The 17,454-nt window shown below is 37.0% G+C and carries 16 protein-coding genes; 2 read left to right on the top strand and 14 right to left on the bottom strand.

The features are described from left to right. Positions 1-20: 20 nt before the first annotated feature. The 12 genes from NLX67_RS15280 to NLX67_RS15225 all read right to left on the bottom strand — a co-directional run bounded on the left by NLX67_RS15280 (position 21) and on the right by NLX67_RS15225 (position 12,797). Positions 21-1,193, bottom strand: a complete 1,173-nt coding sequence (locus NLX67_RS15280) for a bifunctional lytic transglycosylase/C40 family peptidase (protein WP_254312377.1) — start codon at positions 1,191-1,193, stop codon at positions 21-23. Beyond that, positions 1,193-3,160 (bottom strand): VirB4 family type IV secretion system protein, encoded by a 1,968-nt coding sequence (locus tag NLX67_RS15275; protein ID WP_483863875.1) that lies wholly within the window; start codon positions 3,158-3,160, stop codon positions 1,193-1,195. The genes NLX67_RS15280 and NLX67_RS15275 overlap by 1 nt, the downstream gene beginning before the upstream one ends. Before the next feature lie 97 nt (positions 3,161-3,257). After that, positions 3,258-3,896 carry a hypothetical protein gene (locus tag NLX67_RS15270; RefSeq protein ID WP_254312375.1) on the bottom strand — a complete coding sequence of 213 codons (639 nt, stop codon included), beginning with the start codon at positions 3,894-3,896 and terminating at the stop codon, positions 3,258-3,260. Positions 3,897-3,901: 5 nt separating this feature from the next. After that, positions 3,902-4,195 (bottom strand): DUF5592 family protein, encoded by a 294-nt coding sequence (locus tag NLX67_RS15265; protein WP_254312374.1) that lies wholly within the window; start codon positions 4,193-4,195, stop codon positions 3,902-3,904. Between the two features lie 62 nt (positions 4,196-4,257). Next, a complete protein-coding gene (locus NLX67_RS15260; protein WP_254312373.1) occupies positions 4,258-6,825 on the bottom strand; it encodes a pLS20_p028 family conjugation system transmembrane protein in 2,568 nt (855 codons plus the stop codon). 137 nt (positions 6,826-6,962) lie between these two features. Next, positions 6,963-7,382: a hypothetical protein gene (locus NLX67_RS15255; RefSeq protein WP_254312372.1), complete on the bottom strand. Its 420-nt coding sequence runs from the start codon at positions 7,380-7,382 to the stop codon at positions 6,963-6,965. A gap of 4 nt (positions 7,383-7,386) precedes the next feature. Continuing rightward, a complete protein-coding gene (locus NLX67_RS15250; RefSeq protein ID WP_254312371.1) occupies positions 7,387-7,596 on the bottom strand; it encodes a hypothetical protein in 210 nt (69 codons plus the stop codon). After that, complete coding sequence (locus NLX67_RS15245; RefSeq protein ID WP_254312370.1) at positions 7,593-10,244, bottom strand: VirD4-like conjugal transfer protein, CD1115 family; 2,652 nt, start codon at positions 10,242-10,244, stop codon at positions 7,593-7,595. The genes NLX67_RS15250 and NLX67_RS15245 overlap by 4 nt, the downstream gene beginning before the upstream one ends. A gap of 12 nt (positions 10,245-10,256) precedes the next feature. After that, positions 10,257-11,369: a hypothetical protein gene (locus NLX67_RS15240; RefSeq protein WP_254312369.1), complete on the bottom strand. Its 1,113-nt coding sequence runs from the start codon at positions 11,367-11,369 to the stop codon at positions 10,257-10,259. A gap of 74 nt (positions 11,370-11,443) precedes the next feature. Beyond that, entirely contained in the window at positions 11,444-11,671 is a 228-nt protein-coding gene (locus tag NLX67_RS15235) for a hypothetical protein (RefSeq protein ID WP_254312368.1), read from the bottom strand. Positions 11,672-11,688: 17 nt separating this feature from the next. Next, positions 11,689-11,982: a hypothetical protein gene (locus NLX67_RS15230; RefSeq protein WP_254312367.1), complete on the bottom strand. Its 294-nt coding sequence runs from the start codon at positions 11,980-11,982 to the stop codon at positions 11,689-11,691. A 344-nt stretch (positions 11,983-12,326) separates the two neighbouring features. Next, entirely contained in the window at positions 12,327-12,797 is a 471-nt protein-coding gene (locus NLX67_RS15225) for a helix-turn-helix transcriptional regulator (RefSeq protein ID WP_254312366.1), read from the bottom strand. A gap of 324 nt (positions 12,798-13,121) precedes the next feature. Between NLX67_RS15225 and NLX67_RS15220 the strand changes: the two genes are divergently transcribed. Both NLX67_RS15220 and NLX67_RS15215 read left to right on the top strand, forming a co-directional pair. After that, positions 13,122-13,373, top strand: coding sequence for a helix-turn-helix domain-containing protein (locus tag NLX67_RS15220; RefSeq protein WP_254312365.1), 252 nt, complete (start codon positions 13,122-13,124; stop codon positions 13,371-13,373). A gap of 972 nt (positions 13,374-14,345) precedes the next feature. After that, a complete protein-coding gene (locus NLX67_RS15215; RefSeq protein WP_254312364.1) occupies positions 14,346-14,678 on the top strand; it encodes a hypothetical protein in 333 nt (110 codons plus the stop codon). 532 nt (positions 14,679-15,210) lie between these two features. On the opposite strand, the gene NLX67_RS15210 is transcribed toward NLX67_RS15215, so the two are convergent. Together NLX67_RS15210 and NLX67_RS15205 are read right to left on the bottom strand one after the other, a co-directional pair. Further along, positions 15,211-15,612, bottom strand: coding sequence for a helix-turn-helix domain-containing protein (locus NLX67_RS15210; RefSeq protein WP_254312363.1), 402 nt, complete (start codon positions 15,610-15,612; stop codon positions 15,211-15,213). Between the two features lie 374 nt (positions 15,613-15,986). Next, positions 15,987-16,976, bottom strand: a complete 990-nt coding sequence (locus NLX67_RS15205; RefSeq protein ID WP_254312362.1) for a helix-turn-helix domain-containing protein — start codon at positions 16,974-16,976, stop codon at positions 15,987-15,989. Positions 16,977-17,454: the final 478 nt, after the last annotated feature.

The following is a 17,454-nucleotide window of genomic DNA, read 5'->3' as shown; positions in this document are numbered from 1 at the left end:
ATGTAAGATAGGAAGATCCATTATTGAACAACCCTTCTCACATGCCCTTTCCATTGTTTTGCGCCGCCCCAGTATGAGTTTGATCTAAAGTTCGCAATGGAAACTCCACCACTACTTTGAGCGCCAATAAATTGATCGTTTCCAATATAAATGCCAACGTGACCATCTACTTTATAGGTGTTCCAAAAAATTAAATCCCCTACTTGTATATCGCTTGCCGGTACTCTTTTACCTAGATGTTTTAATGTTTCCGTAGTTGCTCCCATCGGTCCCAAATTCACACCAGCTTCCCTGTAAGCCCACCAAACAAATGAAGAACAATCAAATTCTTTTCTTGCTATTGACGCATTGCTTCTGCCACCGCCCCAAAAGTACGGGCGACCTAACGCTGTCTGTCCAGTCTCAATCGCTTTTTTTACAGCGCCAGAAGCATTTACTACTGTTCCACCGCCACCGCCTACTGCTGTTGCCGGTAAATACCTCAACACAGCATCTACGTACTTTATATCTCCGTAGCAAGCGTTGTGTTGAATTGCTTCTGGTCTATGACATTTGTAAATGCCCGTATGAGCTAACTTTTGGTACATCATTTGAGAAAATGAGATAGCTAATTCATAGGTGTAAGCTCCACCTCTTTCATTCACATAATTGATGAACCCACCACCAAAGTTATAACTTTGAAGCGTTAATTTAATATCGTTATTAGCTTTTGCCATTACGTCTAAAAAGTGTTTGACACCGTACTGTATACTTTCAGATGGATTCGTTATACAGCCGATATAACCGCATTTAGATTCACTCGCTTGCATCGGGTCATTACCTGCACCAGTACTTTCCTGCATTATTAAGGCGAGTAACAACGGTGTGTACTCGCCTTTTCCATACTTATCTAATTCACTTTTAATTGCACTTTCATACTGCAAAACCTGTGTGGAAACCTGTGCGGTACCGTATCCAACGATTCCAGCACCAGCACCAGACGAGTCTGTTTCAGAGTTCTCCGCAATATTTTGTATGATAGAAACCATACCAGCAATCATGATTACTAGTAAAAGAACAGCCAACAAGGCTGCTCCTATATATAACTTAGCTTTTAAGCTAAGTAAGTTTAACTTAGCTTTGATCGCTTTTTTGATCGCTTGTTTGGCAAGTTCATTGGCTGCGTTTTTGGGTGCAGCACTTCTATTAATCATTAAGCGCCACCACCAAACATTTTCATTTCACTGCTTGGAATCTCTACTTTAAAGGTAATGTTTTTCACACCCGAAATGGATAAAACTAAATGACCGGTTTCAAATCTTGGGATCGCCGCCAGCTCACTGTCTGTAATCTGTCCTTCAAAAATCATCTTTAAAATTGGAATCGTAATGCTGTCTTGTTGAGCAATAAATTTGTATTGCGTTAACTGGAATAGCTTCTTTATATTCTCTGCATTTTCATTATTTTGGCCACTACCATAGTTCGGAACAAAGTCACTGATAGAATGTGATACAAAGAAAATGCCGCCAAAATACTTACGTGCTTCACGCATAAATCTTTCAATATACTGTACAGCAGGTTTTGAAATGTCTTTTGTATTAATAATGTTATGGGCTTCATCAATTACGATTAAATACTTTATAGCTTCAGTGGCTTCTAGCTCACCACGATTAAACTGTCTGAATTGATATGAACCGTTCACGATCATGCCATCCCAGAGCATATTCATGATGTTAAATAATTGAGCTTGGAATACTTCACCCTGCATGGATAGAAGTGAGCGTATCGGAAATGATACAACTTGTTCTTCATCGAATGACTGAATGGATGAATGACCGTTGAAAATTTGCCCGTAAATATCAACGATACTTTGTACAGCCAACTCGATACTGCTTAAAAGTAATACGGTATTACTGGCTAGGTTTTCATTAATCCTTTCATTGGAAATATCACTATAAAGCTCTTTCCGAATCAACGCTAAAAAATCTGAAAAGGTAGGGTACTCGTTCGGTTCAAAGGAAGTAACGGCAATCTCTTTTTCTTTTTCTTCTAACCATAAACCTTTTTCAATATAGAGCTGTCTTAATAGTGATGAATAAAGGGACTTTTCATCATCACCGGCTGTCGGCTTCAAAAAGTTATAGAAAACTTTCAGTTTAGACAAGTGCTGCATAAACGATAATTCTTCATTGGTTGAGCCATCTTCATTTACGGCTGTTTTATAAACGTGTAAAGGGTTAATGATTCCCTCACTGCCATCTAAGGCGATCTGCTTTCCACCAAGCGCTTCAACCAATCCAGAGAACTCACCGGTAACGTCTAAAACCCGCACCTTATTTCCTTTGATTGCTTGTTCAAGTACCGTCTTTTTCAAGAGGGTCGATTTACCGGAACCCATCTGTCCCACCATTAAAGCATTGTAGTGTTTTCTCTGTTTATCTTTGTGAAAAAGATCAAGTACAATCGTTCCACCGGTATAGGTTGTTCCTAGAAAAGTACCTGTTGCATCATTTAAAGAAGTATAGTGAAAAGGATAACCACCGGCTAATGTTGAAGCCTGTATTTCCTTGCCTTTTCGCTTATTTGTGTACTTGGTTTGTGCCTTATAACTTTGGAACATTCCGTCCCATTCCCACTCCTGTTCATTTAGCAGCACAGCAGCCCGAAAGTTCATTGCTTCAAGTTCTTCGATAACCTTTTGTGTGTTCACTTCAAGTTCTTCAAGCGTTTTTCCCTTCACGTATAAACGTAGGTGTACATATTTTAAAATTTCACCAACAGTTAGGTTTTCATACAGCTCACTCAGCTCTGAATACTGTTTACGAGCGTCAATTCTTTCGATGTTGTCTTTTGCATTTTCAAAACGAATATTTTGCTCGGCCAAAGCCTTGTTGATCTGGTCCACCACTTCACGCTTATTCGCATTTGAAATATCAACCGTACACAAAACATTCGGCATGTTGATGATCGGTTCCAGCCAGTAATCATTTACGATATTCTGGTATTTATAAACGTGCAGCGAAGTCATATAGCCATCACCTAATCGTATAAAGTTAGGTGCAAACCTAACTCCACCATTAGGTTGAATGGATGAAACAACCATTGGATTATAGCCTTTTTCCCTTTTTACTTCTTCATTGGTTTGCCCCTTGCCAAACATATCTTTTAACTTTTCGATCATGTTCATCTGCTATCTTCCCTTCTAGTTTTATTCAGTCTCACTTAAATAAAGTTAGGTGCAAAGTTAGGTGTAAACTTAACTCCACCATTAGGTTGTTTTATTCAGTCTCACTCAATGGCTTGGTATTTGGGTTAAACATTTGGAACAGGATATTGATTTTCTTTTCAATGGAAAGCACCGTCACTGGATTACTGCGAGCCAACAAGTTTTTAATCTGGTGCAGTTTTTCTAGTAACTTCTTTTCTTCTTCTGCATACATGAAGATAAAATATTCCCGATTCGTCCGGTGCTTTTCCAAGTTATCAAATTCTCTTAATCGGCTCTCTAGGAATGATTGATAAGCCGCATTTTTGTTTTGTCTTAAACGCTTGTGGATGAAGCGTTTCTGTTTTTCTAAATTCAAAGGGATATTTAAAGGAACAATTTTAATGTCTTCTATATAGGCGGTTAAAAAGGTTGATAAATTTCGAATATCGTTGCTTAAATCTGCATCATTTAATGAGTAAATATCTTTGCTTTCAATTTGAATAATCTCCATATACTCACCTGAACGCATTTCAAAGAAATCATTATTGGTTACATCTAGGATTGGGCTAATTTGAGCAAAGGATGATTTCACAGCAGCTTTTTTCTCTTTCCGTTCCTTTTCAAGAACGAGATTCGATTCATCTAATACAGCAGCCTCAGGCATGATGTGTTTATTCTTTTTTAATTTAATTTCATCAATTAGTATCATTTTCATCACTCGCTTTCACTGTAATCTATGGAACTGTACGTGTCTTTTTTTCGGACGATAGAAAAATACATCGCTTGATACATTCTCTTTTTAGGGTTCGTTTTCGGTCTGATAATCATAAATACACCAAAGGAAATCAAAAACAATGTGTACAGCATATGAAAATCGCTATGCACTAAAGGAATCGTCATGTAGCGAATCAAGATCAAAGACATGATTAGAAATAAGTCGAAAAGGTAAATGCTTCTTGAAATTTTAAGCTCGCTCGCTACTTCATTCGGTATGCGGTACGTTCGCATTTTCCCACTCCTTTTAAAAAGAAAAAACAGCGTTGAAATGTTACCAACGCTGCTTTCTCACATTACTTTTTAGTTTGGTTTTTCATTCGGTTGAACCGATCTTTCTTGCTCTTTCGATTAATCACATGCTGTCTGTCCTGTCCTTCATTTTCTACGATCTTTTCTTCACTAGAAGCTTTTGGCACACCGGCAGGAGCAGGAGCTATGGCTACGGCTGCACCGCCACCTGATTCACCATTTTCTACACGACTTACGCTTTGACTGCCAGTAATCGTTCTGTTGTTTTCTTCTACTTTCACTTCTTCATTAACTTGGTTCACATTCTCTGGTTGAACCATAGTTTGATTTGTTGAAGAACTAGAAGCTGATTCAGATATTACCCGTTCTTCACTAGAGACTTTTGGAATACCGGTACTGCTTGGTGATTCCGAAACATCTTGACTACTTGTAGTTGATTGACTACTTGTAGTCACTGTTTGAGCACCTGTCTGACTATTTGTATTTACACTTTGTTCACTGTTTTGAGTATCCGTTACATTTACCTGTTGAGTAGTATTACTTTGCGTTTGAATATCACTTTGACCACCTTGAATGGCTGAGCCTTCTGTTATGCTAGGTTGGGCTTGTTGCTCTAAAGATCGGTCTGGTGCTGTTGCTTGCTGTACAGAACCATATTGACTGCTTGTAGTCACTGTTTGAGTACCATTTTGAACATCCGTTATATTCACCGGCTGTTCTGCATTGCTTTGTCTCTGTACATCATTTTGACCACCTTGAACGGTTGAACCTTCTGTTATATTTGGTTGAGCCTGTTGTTCTAAAGATTGATCTGGTGCTATGGCTTGTTGGATATTGCCACCTTGACTACTTGTAGCCGCTGTTTGAATACCATTTTGCATATCCGTTATATTGACCGGTTGCTCTGTAAGCCCTTGTCGGCTTATACTGCTTCCATTGCCTTGACCTGCGTTTTCACCATTCATTTGCTGTTCTAAATCTGGTGTTGCTGCCCCATCCAATGCGCCTGTTCCTTTTAGGGTAGCTTGACCACCAGTTGATTTTTGTTGAACATCTTGGTTCTGCTTCACTTCTTGCTCTTGTTCAGATGTAGCTTCAAGCGATTGAGTTCCACCATTCGCTGCACCTAAAGCGCCTTGTAAATCAGAATCTTTGCTATCACCTTTTGTCTCACCCGATTTTGAAACAGCAGCTTTTCCTTTTTCATCGACATTGGCTTCAATATCATTCTTATCTGTCTGTTCTGATTCTGATTGATCAGATCCATCTAGACTTGGTTTTAGAGGACTTTCTTTTCCAGTTCCTTGTTCATCAAATGGCAATTTTGCTTCTGCATTTTTTAAAGGAGACTGGTTTTGATTTTTCGTATCGCTATTATCCGAATCCGAATCTTTTGAATCGTTCTTGCCATCGCCTTTATCATCGCTTTTGCCTTTGTCATTCCCGTTTCCATTAGCTTTATTCGCCAACTTACCAACTCCACCAGCAAAGTTTGTAGCCATCTTACCAGCTGCATACGTACCGGCTAGTAAGCCTAATCCACCTTTAAGACCGGCATCTATACCAAACAGCCTTTCAACCATATTCGGACCATCTAATAAAGCTACGCTAAAGCCAATCAAAGCAATAATGTAAACCAGCCCTTCAAAGTTGTCGGCCAAGTAAGCTGTTCCGATAATATAGAGCTTCATGGACAAAAATATTAAAATTATCACTAGAAAAGTATTAAGTATAGACTGTATAATTTTTTTCGTCTTCTGACCGTCATGCAAGTCAGCTGGAGCAACGAGCGTCACGAGAATATAATTAAATATCAACTCAAAAGCGAGCCGAGCTAATTTGTATGAAATAGAAAACAACGTAAAGCCCATTACACATAATGTTACAAGAATCGTGAACCAGTCGGGTGCAAAGCGATAGTAATATTCATTGTTCCAATCAGTCAATCCACCTTGATCAAATTCTGCCAACTCTTTTTCTGTACCTGAAAATGTAATATAATTTTTTGCTACTTCATCATTGTCAATTTCAAGTTTTTCGCTATCAAATTTTTCTGTTATTTTGATGTTTTTAAGCATATCAACTGGAATATCATTTTTTAGTGTAGTATCTTTCCATTCATTTTTATCAAATTTAATTAAGTCATTTATATTCCTTGATAAAATATCTTCGGAAACTGTACCATTTTCAGTTTCAAATAGTTTACCAGAGTTTACCGTATCAATAGCTTCATCGGTAAAACTATTCATTTTATCCATTGCAGCAGATAAAAGGGTTACGATGGATAGTGCTATGATAAAATTTATCGCAATGGCTTCAGCTTGTACTTTTCTTTGGAAAACCAACAAATATCCTGCATATATAAGGCTGAATGCCAACAAGAGATAAAGCAGTGGTTGAAATGTTTCTACAAACTCAATAACGGATTCATCTTGAAAAAATTCTTTTACAAGCAGCATTTCATTAGCTACATCTTCTAAAGCGTCAACAAACCAAGAAAGACCCAACACGAATATCCAGGCAATATTTCGAAGAATGTCACCAACCATATCCGATTTATCTAGGTATCCATCAAATTTTCGCAGTATGTCCATAACCTGTTCATCATTCATTTGCGCTACACCTCACTTGCTTATTTATAGATGAACCTCAAATGAGAATTATTGTTTTTGCATATAAAAAACACCTGCAATATGCAGGTGCGTTAAACTTTCGCAGTATGTCAATAACCCGTTCACCACTTGCTTATTTATTCATGAATCTCAATAAAATCCTGTATTCGTGCGGACAGCTCGGCACCTTCGTCATAAGAAGTTAATCTTATTGGATCTGAAACTTTTCCATTTTCGAGGTAGTATAAATGGTTTTTATCTAAATCATTGTTAACATCAACATCATCTTCAAAAACTTGCTTTTCAACTGTTTCTCCATCTTCTCCGTCTGGCTGATAAGTATAATAATAATTCACTTCGGCTTTTGATTTTTCAACAGCATCCTCTACATATGGCATGTATTCTTCCTCTTTATCAGAAATAATGAAAAGAAAACCACTTTCACTGCCATCTATAAGGCTGCCAACCTCATCCTTGCCAACTTGTTGTAATCCACCACTGCTTGAACAAGCTGATAAAGCCATTACTAGAAAAGGAGCAACGATCATTTTTTTCATTTTTTCAACCTCCCATTGGAATCAAATGAGCAATTTCGCAATCAAAATGTGTGTCGCAAGGATCAACGAGGGTTACTGTTTTCTCCATATTGGTCTTTTCATCGACCTCATTAAAAATGGTAACATAACCATCTAATAGAAGAATGGTCAAGACTTCTCCTTTTTCTAGTAATTCTTTATTATCATTTATAAATTGGTGTAATGGATTCGTCATTGGTTGTCATCCTTTCCTAATTCATTCTCTACAAATTTTTGCAGCTTCAAGAAAGTCTTTTCCGATAAGTCATTTTGATGTGCAAGCAGCAAGTCTTTCACAGTTAATAAATCTAAGGAAGCAAAGTTTTGGCTAAACATTTCTTCGAATTTTTGGTCACCGATCAGCTTACGGAACATTACTTCATTTAAGTTATTTTGAGCTTTATCTTCACTTAGTTCTTCCTCTACCCGAACAGCTTCTTTCGGTTCTTCAAACATCGGGAAATCCTCGTTTAGTTCTTTTTCTACTGGAACAGCTTCTTTTGGTTCTTCCCGATCAAGCCCCGTTTTGGGTTTTGGCGGCTTTCTATCGAAAGAGGATTCAACTTCTCCATTTGAAAAGACTAATTCTCTTACTTTTGGCGTAGCTTTTTCTGTCTCAACTACTCTGCTTTCAACCATTTCTTTCTCAACAACTTTTTGTTCAACAACCTCATTTGCTACTGCATGATCTTCTTTATGGTTCTCTGCATTTACCGGCTGTTCATCAAAAGAAACTCTTACTTCATTCAAATCCAAAGCAGCATGTGTACATGGAATATCAATATCATTAATTGATTTTGCTGTATCGTAATAATCCGATAAATATTCCCATCTGTATTTCATGGCTGTTTGACCAGTGTTGAAAATAGGAAACTGCTGTATTCTTTTTCTATTTGTATCTTGTCGCTTAATTGTCCGAATCACGACCATTTCCCCTTCACGCAGTCTCATAAGCTCGTCAGCGTTTAGAAGTGGTCTTGCATCCACATTTTCTGTTTTTGATTTTTTCAAAGAAATGGTTTCACCTGAACGCGATTTTGTGATAATGGTTTTATCACCGATTTTTTTTGAAATCATTTCTGCAGTCGAGTGGTCATCCGTCAGAATATAAAATGTATTGTTTGTATTTCCGTCAATCGTTTTCCAATCGTCACCGTATAGTTTTTCAATTTGGGAGTACGCTTGAACGACTAAATTAAACCGGATGTTACGCCCTAGACAAACCGTTAAAATACTGGCTAAATCATCAATTGCCGGCATGTTCCCAAATTCATCTAGCAAGAAAATCACTTCTCTAAAGCACTTGCCAGAATTAACATTGGAAGCTGTTCTTGCTAAAGTCGTATAGACTTGTTTGACGTACAGCGAAGCAATAACATTAAAAGTTGCATCATAGTCCGGTACGATCATGAACAGCGCTATTGGTTTTTCAAACTGCATAACCGAATTTAACTTTGTTAGGTCATTTTCAGCGGTTACATGTAGCTCCCCACTTTCCTTATCCCAATCACTAACTGTAAAAGTAGTGACATTATTTTCAAATGAAATTTTGATCTTTTCACCTATGTCTACATGTTGGTTATGATATAGGTTAAATCCACCGTTTGAATCGGTCATGATTGTTTCTTTCTTTCCGTTTTCAAAGAGAATCGTTAATCTAGTGAGTGACTGCGACTTACCTCTTAGCCAATGGTGAAAGCCGAATTTAGTCATTTCTAGAGTATTGTCAGAAGTCAGTTTCGCTGTCCCATCAAGGGTAAATACACCGAGCTTGGCATTTGTGTTAGCCAGGATACTAGCTCTTGTTTGACCGCCAGAAAAGTTAATCGTAGCGTATTGCATTTTTGCCGGATGATTTTCCGGAAACTGATTAAAAAAGTTATCTAAAGCGCTGATCTCATTTCCATTTTCATCTTCAACCGTTTTCGTTGCTAAATCCGACATCATCAAAGCGACATTATACATATTGATTTTTTCCGGTGCATTTCTGCAATGCTCACACAGACCAAGAATTAAAGACGTACACAAATCAATACTAGAGTTTTGCCAGAATTTATCCTTTGCCGTTGCATCGTTGTACAGCATGAAAGCGACAGAACGGGCGTATTGTTGGGCTAATGAATAATTTTCAGCAAAAAATTCTTCCTTCGTTAACTGCAAAAGGTTATAGCTCATAGACTGTAACGGATTCATCAAGTTTAGGACTTCCACATGATAGCCTAAACCTTCAAGCGTTTGTTTAGAAGCAGCATAAAGTTCGCCCTTTGGATCATTAAAAATCATGGATGGCTGCTTTTCGGCGCGACTATAAATATCAATGGTCGGGAAGATAAATGTCTCACCTTTACCGGAGCGAGTTGTACCAATGATTAGATTGTTTACAGCCGAATCATCAATAAAAATTTTGTCTCTATGCCTTGAAACCGGTACGCCACCGCCACCAGAATAACGATCAGCAAGTTCCGGCACTGCTTTATATTGCTCTTTGATCTCTTTTAACGTAGTAAAACGACTGCTTCCTTTTTGATCTTTGCCGATCTTGCCGAAGTTCGTTAAAAACTTATAAGTAGCAAATGAGCTTACAGCTGCACTTAATAAGCCGATTAAGCCGAGCATGATTATATTTCCGACCAGCACACCAAAGCCTGTTATCATGCCACTGTTGAAGCTCATTTCTTTCGGCTTAAAGAAAGTTCCAGATACAAAGTAGCTGTCATAAAATCCATGAAATATATTTACGATTGTATTTAAAGCCAGCAACGTAAAGGTGAATGTTAGCAGGAAAATGGTGACTGGCAAGGCTAGTTTTTTCGAATATCGTTTCCATGTTTTTTCGTTTTCCATCCTCACATCCCCTTACAGCTTCTTGATTTGTTCTTGTTTTGTTTTAATTTCTTCTTCTAACTTTTCAGCTTCACTCTCTTTTTCTTCACGAACAAGCAGCTCATGTTTGTCTTTCAGCGTTTTGATTTCCGCATTGATAATTTCATACTGAACAATCTTTTCATTTAATTCTTCATTAGAATTGTTGTTCAGCTCTACCTTTGCTTCATCAACTCGGCCAAGTTTTAATAATGCGTGTGTTTTCATTTCAGAGCGTTTCACCGACATCGTAATGTTTTTAAGGTTCAGCATTAATTCATAGTCACCCTGCAAGTAGGCTAGATCATAACGGGCCTCATTCGTTGGGTACACCTCATGAAAGGCTTTTATCTTTGCTACCTTCTCTTTGGTTGGTAAATTCGAGGTTAAAATAAGTGATTCTGCTTTCACATAATCACCGTCTAATAAGGCAACGGCTCTTTCAAATTTGTTTTCCGATACATATTTATCAACTAATATCTGCTGCTGTTGTTCGGTTAGTTTATCGGAGCTTTCGAGCGCCTTAACCATTTTGGCATCATTACCGAGCAGGGCTTCACCGTATGTTTCTGCCAAAACAGCACTTTCTTTTAGCTGGCTGCGCCCATCATCTAGGGCTTTTTCATAGCTTGTTTGTTGAGTAAAAAACAAAAAGCCGGTCATTAAAAAACCGGCAAGCGATACACCACCAGCTGCATAAGCCGTTTTACGCTGCCAGGACTTCAATTTAGATACTCTTGTTTTATCTAAATTAATCAGCGTTTTATCGACCATTTCAGCTTGTTTGTATTCGTCTGGTGTGAGTAGTTCAAGCTGTTCAAGCAAATAAATTTTATCGGCTTGATCTTTCTTATCGACCTTAATGTGTTTGACCATATCCTTTATTTTGTGATAGATATTCGGATAATCGTAAGAACCAAAATTGAATACCCCTCGATAAAAGACCTTTTTATCTTCACCAATCACTTGAAAATCGCCGGTCATAGTCTTGTTTTCATCCCTGCAAATCTGCTCTACTTCTTGGCTGATCTTCACAGCTTCTGCAAACGGCATTTTTTCAAAATTATTAATGAGAGAACTGGATACATTATAAAAAATCACTTGCATATAAAAGTCTCCTTCCTTTTCATAGAAAAAAGCCACCTAATGAATAAGTGGCTTTTTTACGTTTATTTGATTGATTAGAATGTTATATTTGTACTTACACTGTCAGCAAGACTTAAAGCACCGAGGATAATGACTAATCCGACTGCTCCACCGACAAACCATTTAATAGCCTTGCCACGCCCTTGATCGCCACCAAACATTAGGTAGTAACCACCGATACAAAACGCAATGGCAGCACCAACGATAGCAGGCATTTGTAACCATTCAAGTATGGCAGTAGCCGAAGCGATTAAACTTTCCATTCATGAACACCCCCTACTTAGTTATTTACTTTTGCAAATGAATCAGAGCTTTTACTATTATTAGAAGAAACTTCAATGTCTGTTTCCTCAGAATCCGTATTATCAGAAGAATTGTCTTCATCAACAGAAGCATCGCTTGGATTATCAACGTTTGTACCCAATGCCATTTCCAATGCTTGCATGACTACATCTTGATTATCTTGTATAACTTCTTGGTGTTTTGAATCTAGCCATTCATCATAATTCAAACCCTTAACACGCAATAATTTTTCAGCAAATTGTTTTCGGTTTTTTTGTTCTTTAGTAGCCAAGTGTTCACCTACTTTCTGTTTGAAAATCCTTCGCTTAATAAAAAGTGCGTCATGCAACACACTCAATAAAGACAGTTTAAGTGGCGAATTTTTAGCTGTTCATTCGCAAACTCTATGAAGCATATAGCCCCAATGCACAAGGTTTTTAGATAACCAAGAACTATTGTATAGCCTTTTGTCTAGCAACAAGTTTTAGGAGATCCTCGTCAAACCATATCAGTTTGTATATCCAGCTGCTCGACTATTAAGCACCGGACACAACGATATTCAGTTGTCATAGAGTTTTTTAAACTGTCTTTATTGAGTATGTTGCAGCACTTTTAACAAAGTTTTGTTAAAGATAGTTATGACTTTGCCTTTAATTTTTTAGATCGTATCTTTTGCAATTCATCATTCTCATTTTTCCTCTTGGCTACCACTTGATTGTTAGTTACGACAGTACGAGTACGGTAGTACAATTCAGAAACATATTCCACTTTGCCAGATGATTTTTCAATCCCCATAAATCCTTTCAATTCATATGTCTTACCCTCGAAAGTTTTGACGGAATCGCACGACGGTAGTTCATACAAACTTAGACTTTCCATTTTAAGACCATCACCTTTCTGAATTTCTAATTTATCGAAAGGAATTTCTTGCAGGGATGTCATGCCGAAACAGGCGGCTATTTTGTATAGATCAACAATTGAGGGAATCGACTTGTTGTTTTCCCAAAGACTTATTGTACCTTGCGATAAGCCTATTCCATCAGAAACATGCGCTTGTGTTAGTTCTCGTTTTTCACGTTCTTGTTTAATCCAATTCCCTAGATCCAAATATAATCCTCCTTTCAGTTAGTTGAAGGAATATTAAGAATTATATTAATTTTTCTAATAATTATCTGCACCCTAATACTAAACAAAATTTTGTTAAAAGTCAACAAAGTTTTGTTTATATTTTTCAGAAATACTTTTGTTCCAGTATTTCAACGACCAGTAAAATTATTACATCACATCTTTGCTATATTATGCAAATTATAAGTATTCAAAAATTTTATTAATTTTTTTAATAAACTGTTATCTCGAATTAAAACAAATTATTGTTGTTAGGTCTTATAATAGATAGAATGGTACATAATAAGGATAAAGGATGGTAATAATATGCAGATTCACAATGCTCTAGCAGAAAGAATGAAGGAACTTGCGGAAGAAAGAAATAAAACCGTAACGGAGATCGGAAAGGCTGGGGGCTTGAGACAGTCAACAGTGTCTGAAATTATGCAAGGAAGATCACAACATCCTAAGGTTAATACCATTCAACAATACTGTAACGGCTGCGGAATTAGTTTGGCCGAGTTCTTTGATAGTGAATTATTTAGAATTGCACAACTGCCAGAGAAGAAAAAGAAATAAAACAACCTTCTGTTTTAGCTGCTTAGAAGATTGTTTATCGAATAATAAATATTGTATTGTATATCAAATTGTTAAAGATTAAGGAGTATGAGGGAGCAGCAGGATTACCAAAATGACTAGAAATAAACCGATTGTAATAGCCCAGGATCTCAAAAATATTGATTTCCATATGATACCGATGATAGCAAAAACAACAAGCACCGTTAGAAAATTCACAGGATGAATAAAAAATAGCGTGATCAAAACAATAGCAATAATCAAATTCAAGACAGGATTTTTATAGTTTACCGGCATTAAAATCCACTCCTTTCATTTAATAAAAAAGACAAGGGAACTTGCCTTTTTTGCTATTCCACACTCTTTGCAAAATCCTGAATCATTGCCAACAATAAGTGTTTAGCGGGAATATAGCTTGTTTTTGCATATTTCATTATAGAATCATTTACCTCATTCGGTGCTCGTACAGATTATGAGTTTTAATAAGACTTCTATGTCTCTCACACTCATTATATAACTCTACACTAAATTTCTTCGATTTAGTATATTTTAATACATCATTCAATACTTCTATAAATATTTTATCCACCTCATATGCTAACCTTTTAAGCGTCGTGTGATCTACTGAGGAAGATACGTCTTGATGACATATCTTCCTCAGTAGAGAGAACAAACAGGTGTTTTTGATTTCTTAGAGGATTATAAGGATGAAGTATTATTAACATTGAAAGAATTAAAATTGCATCATGAAATTCACGTTTCAGTCTGTTGTGATCGATTAATAAAAAACGGCTTCGAGGTTAAAAACAATGACCTTCATCTCGGATTTTTAAGGTTAGAACAGTGTTATATTAAAATAAATAGCAAATAAATAGTTAAATAGACATATTTACCATAATTGTCATTATTTTTTCGACAAATTGTTATATAATATAATCTGAATTTACATAAAATATATCTCTGGAAGGAGTATTCATGAATACAGTAGTGATAGTAAAGAATGCTATGTTGAGGTTTGTAGAGGTTACGGAGCGTACAGTAGATTATTCAATAATCGAACACGAATCAAAGCAGCATACAAAATCTACTTACTTAGGTAAAGGAATCTTTGCTATAACGTCTAATCATGGCAAAAACCAACCAGTATATCGTTTGAAATTGGAAAATTGCTCTAAAAGGATTGTGGGAAATTTTATGCTGGCTAATGGTAAGGGTGACCAGTGTACATCCTTAACCGAAGAACAAGAAGATTTCATTATCCAAAATTGTGAAGTCACACAGGAAACCAATTATTGCAATGTAGTTTAAAGTTAATGTACATAATAGACCCGATTCTTTTAAAATTGGTTGAATTCTTAACCTATGTGACAGCTCTCGCGTAGCTTTGCGATCAGATTTCCTTGTTAAGAAACTTAATAAAATTAAGTTTAAGAAGAATAACACATTTCTTGAGATTAAATTGCGTCTTGTATTCCAATGCTTTCGAGATAAATTTTAAGGTGTATGTATGAGAAAGAAATTTAACCTAACTGTCTCTGAAGGTATGTGACAAGTTTCAAAAAGGTTTTCAAATATGTTTTTCACTTATGTGTTAAGTTTGGTGGATGAAGGCGAATATCTTTTTATTAGAAATCAAAATAAATGAATATAACATAAATACAATTATGTTGTACTGGAAAAGCCTCAAATCTTTAGGGTTTTGAGGCTTTTTTTGGCTGCTTACACTTTGACCTATTGATTTCAGCTTTCCGGGCCTCTTGTGTATTTTTTAGTGATTCAAGCAATAATTGATCTCGCTTATTGAGTGATTCCTTGATGTAGTGCTGCTCATCTAATTTCATCACCAATGCCTGATCAAACTGCTTCTGCAAATCCAGCCGTTCCAAAATAATGGCCAAGTCTCCACGGATGCCGCAGCCTCTGCTTTCACCCACTCAGGTTTCACCTTTTTTCCTCCAGTTGTCAGGTAGTACTCGATTTGCTTCAGGGAATATCCCAGCTCCCGGTTTAATTGGCAAATAAGCGCTAACCGTTTTAGTGCGGGCTGGTTAAAATAGTTGTAGCCATTCTCACCCTGCACGGCAGGAACATGGGTTTTTAACTCCCTCATCCAATTGCGTATCACACCTGGACTTTCATTCACATATTTAGCGGTTTCCTTCACCATTAAGCTTGTTTCCTCCAGATTTTCAGCAGGGTTTTCAACACGTTGATCTTCTATTTGAGTCATGATTTCCATCATGCTTTCCAGATATGTTTCAACGTATATGACTGATCATGAAACCTGCTGCAGCGCTCTTCCAAAGGTATGTGCCAGCTCTCACTAAGGTTTTCGAGTATGTTTTTCACTTATGTGTTAAGTTCGGTGGAGAAAAGCTAATGTCCTTGGCAGTATTGTAGGCGGTGTTGCCGGCGGTATTTTTACATATTTCAGAGTAAAGCAGACCCTACAATTTGAAATAAGCAAAAGTGAAAAAGGCAGTTTACCGCAAAAAAATCTTCATGCTGATTTTAAACGTTCTTTTCGGGAAAAAACGTTATGTATACGTCTTTAAATCAATCCTGTATGTGAAATTAACACATAAATCAAAATTCAAATATCCAAATTAAATACAGTTAGTAGGGAATTTCTTCTGGATCAAATTCTAGTGTACGTTCCTCTTTTTCTATTAAATATTCTATTTCCATCTGCCATCTCTTTTTTTCAAGGGGGAAGGTAGACTCTTTTTCCGGATCTTCTAACCAGTTAAAGATAGTAGGGTGGTTTTCAAAGGTTTCTTCCCGCTTTTTGTAGGTAAACATCTTCACAAGCGTCCCGTAAAAATAGCCAGTAAAGTCCTTTCGGATCTTTCTATGCTTATGGGCAAATATAGACTGTCTGAAGGCTTCAATGACCGTTTCACTGTAGTCTTCTAAAGCGTTGGATAAGCTGAATTTTTGATAAGCAAGCACAGCTTTGCCCCATAATGTGTAGATATCCTTAGCTTCACTAAAAAATGTTTTTACGGTTTTGACAAATGCTTGAGGAACATTTTTAGGAGTATATGTGTAATCAAGACGGTTTTCTTTACGTAAGATCTTTAAAAGATCTTTAGAAAAAGATAAATACTTGGTAGAAACTCTTTTAGGCTTCTCGTCCTTACTCTCGCAAGGGATTTCCTCATTTTCAGCTTGGCAACCAGCTTGGAATGTAGGGAGATGAAACTTCTTTTCCCAGACTCCAAAGTAAGGATGGTCCAAGAAAAGATGAATCGCTGCCCCGAGGCCGTTTTGTGTTGTGGAATGACGGTAAATCGTGCAGACCAGACCCACTTCTCGAAGCTTCTTAAAAATATTACGGACTGTTTTGGGGGAGACCCCAAAACGGTCTGCAAAGTAGTCTTCTTTTGCAAAGCAATATCCTTTTTCAGCAGAGAACCAGCAGATCATTTCCACGACCTGGCGTGTTTTTTCTTTTAGGTTGTAATAGGTATCTCCATAGGCAGAGATGACTTTGCTCAAGAGTATAAGTTTCTGCTCTTGTTGCTGCTTTCGATTTTCAGTGTAAGATTGATAGCTGTATAAAAATTGAAACTCTTTAGTTGATAGCTTCAGATGTTTGCCCATTCTCCTGTATCTCCTCTCAGAAAACATAAAAAGACGTGTTTATCGCTATACGATAAACACGTCTTTAATTCCCTTTTGAGATCCAAGAGCGGAATTTTTCACCATTGAAGAACCATATAGTTTCCCGTATAATGAAAACATAAAGTTTTCAAGGTGAAAGCAGATGTTTATCGTGGCTGTATCACGATAGACGGTTAAGAGGGTGCGGCCAACACCCCTTAACACGCTTTTGCCTTTTTATTTTGCTTAAATTTAAACTTAAATGTCGTTTTATAACGTTTTTTCTTTATTTTCATTTACCATACACCACAATTTTCCCCTTGTAAATCCCACAAGAATTCGCTTTCAAATGTATTTAATTAGCTTGGGTAGAAATTTCTACTTATGCGAGGAAGGTGGTCATTCTCGCACAGGTGGAAAAGTAGAAATTTCTACTTATGCGAGGAAGGTGGTTATTCTCGCACAGGTGGAAAAGTAG

Origin of the sequence: Domibacillus sp. A3M-37, from assembly GCF_024213455.1 — a bacterium.
GTDB classification, from domain to species: Bacteria; Bacillota; Bacilli; order Bacillales; family Domibacillaceae; genus Domibacillus; species Domibacillus tundrae.
This window is presented reverse-complemented; position numbering and strand designations above follow the sequence as displayed.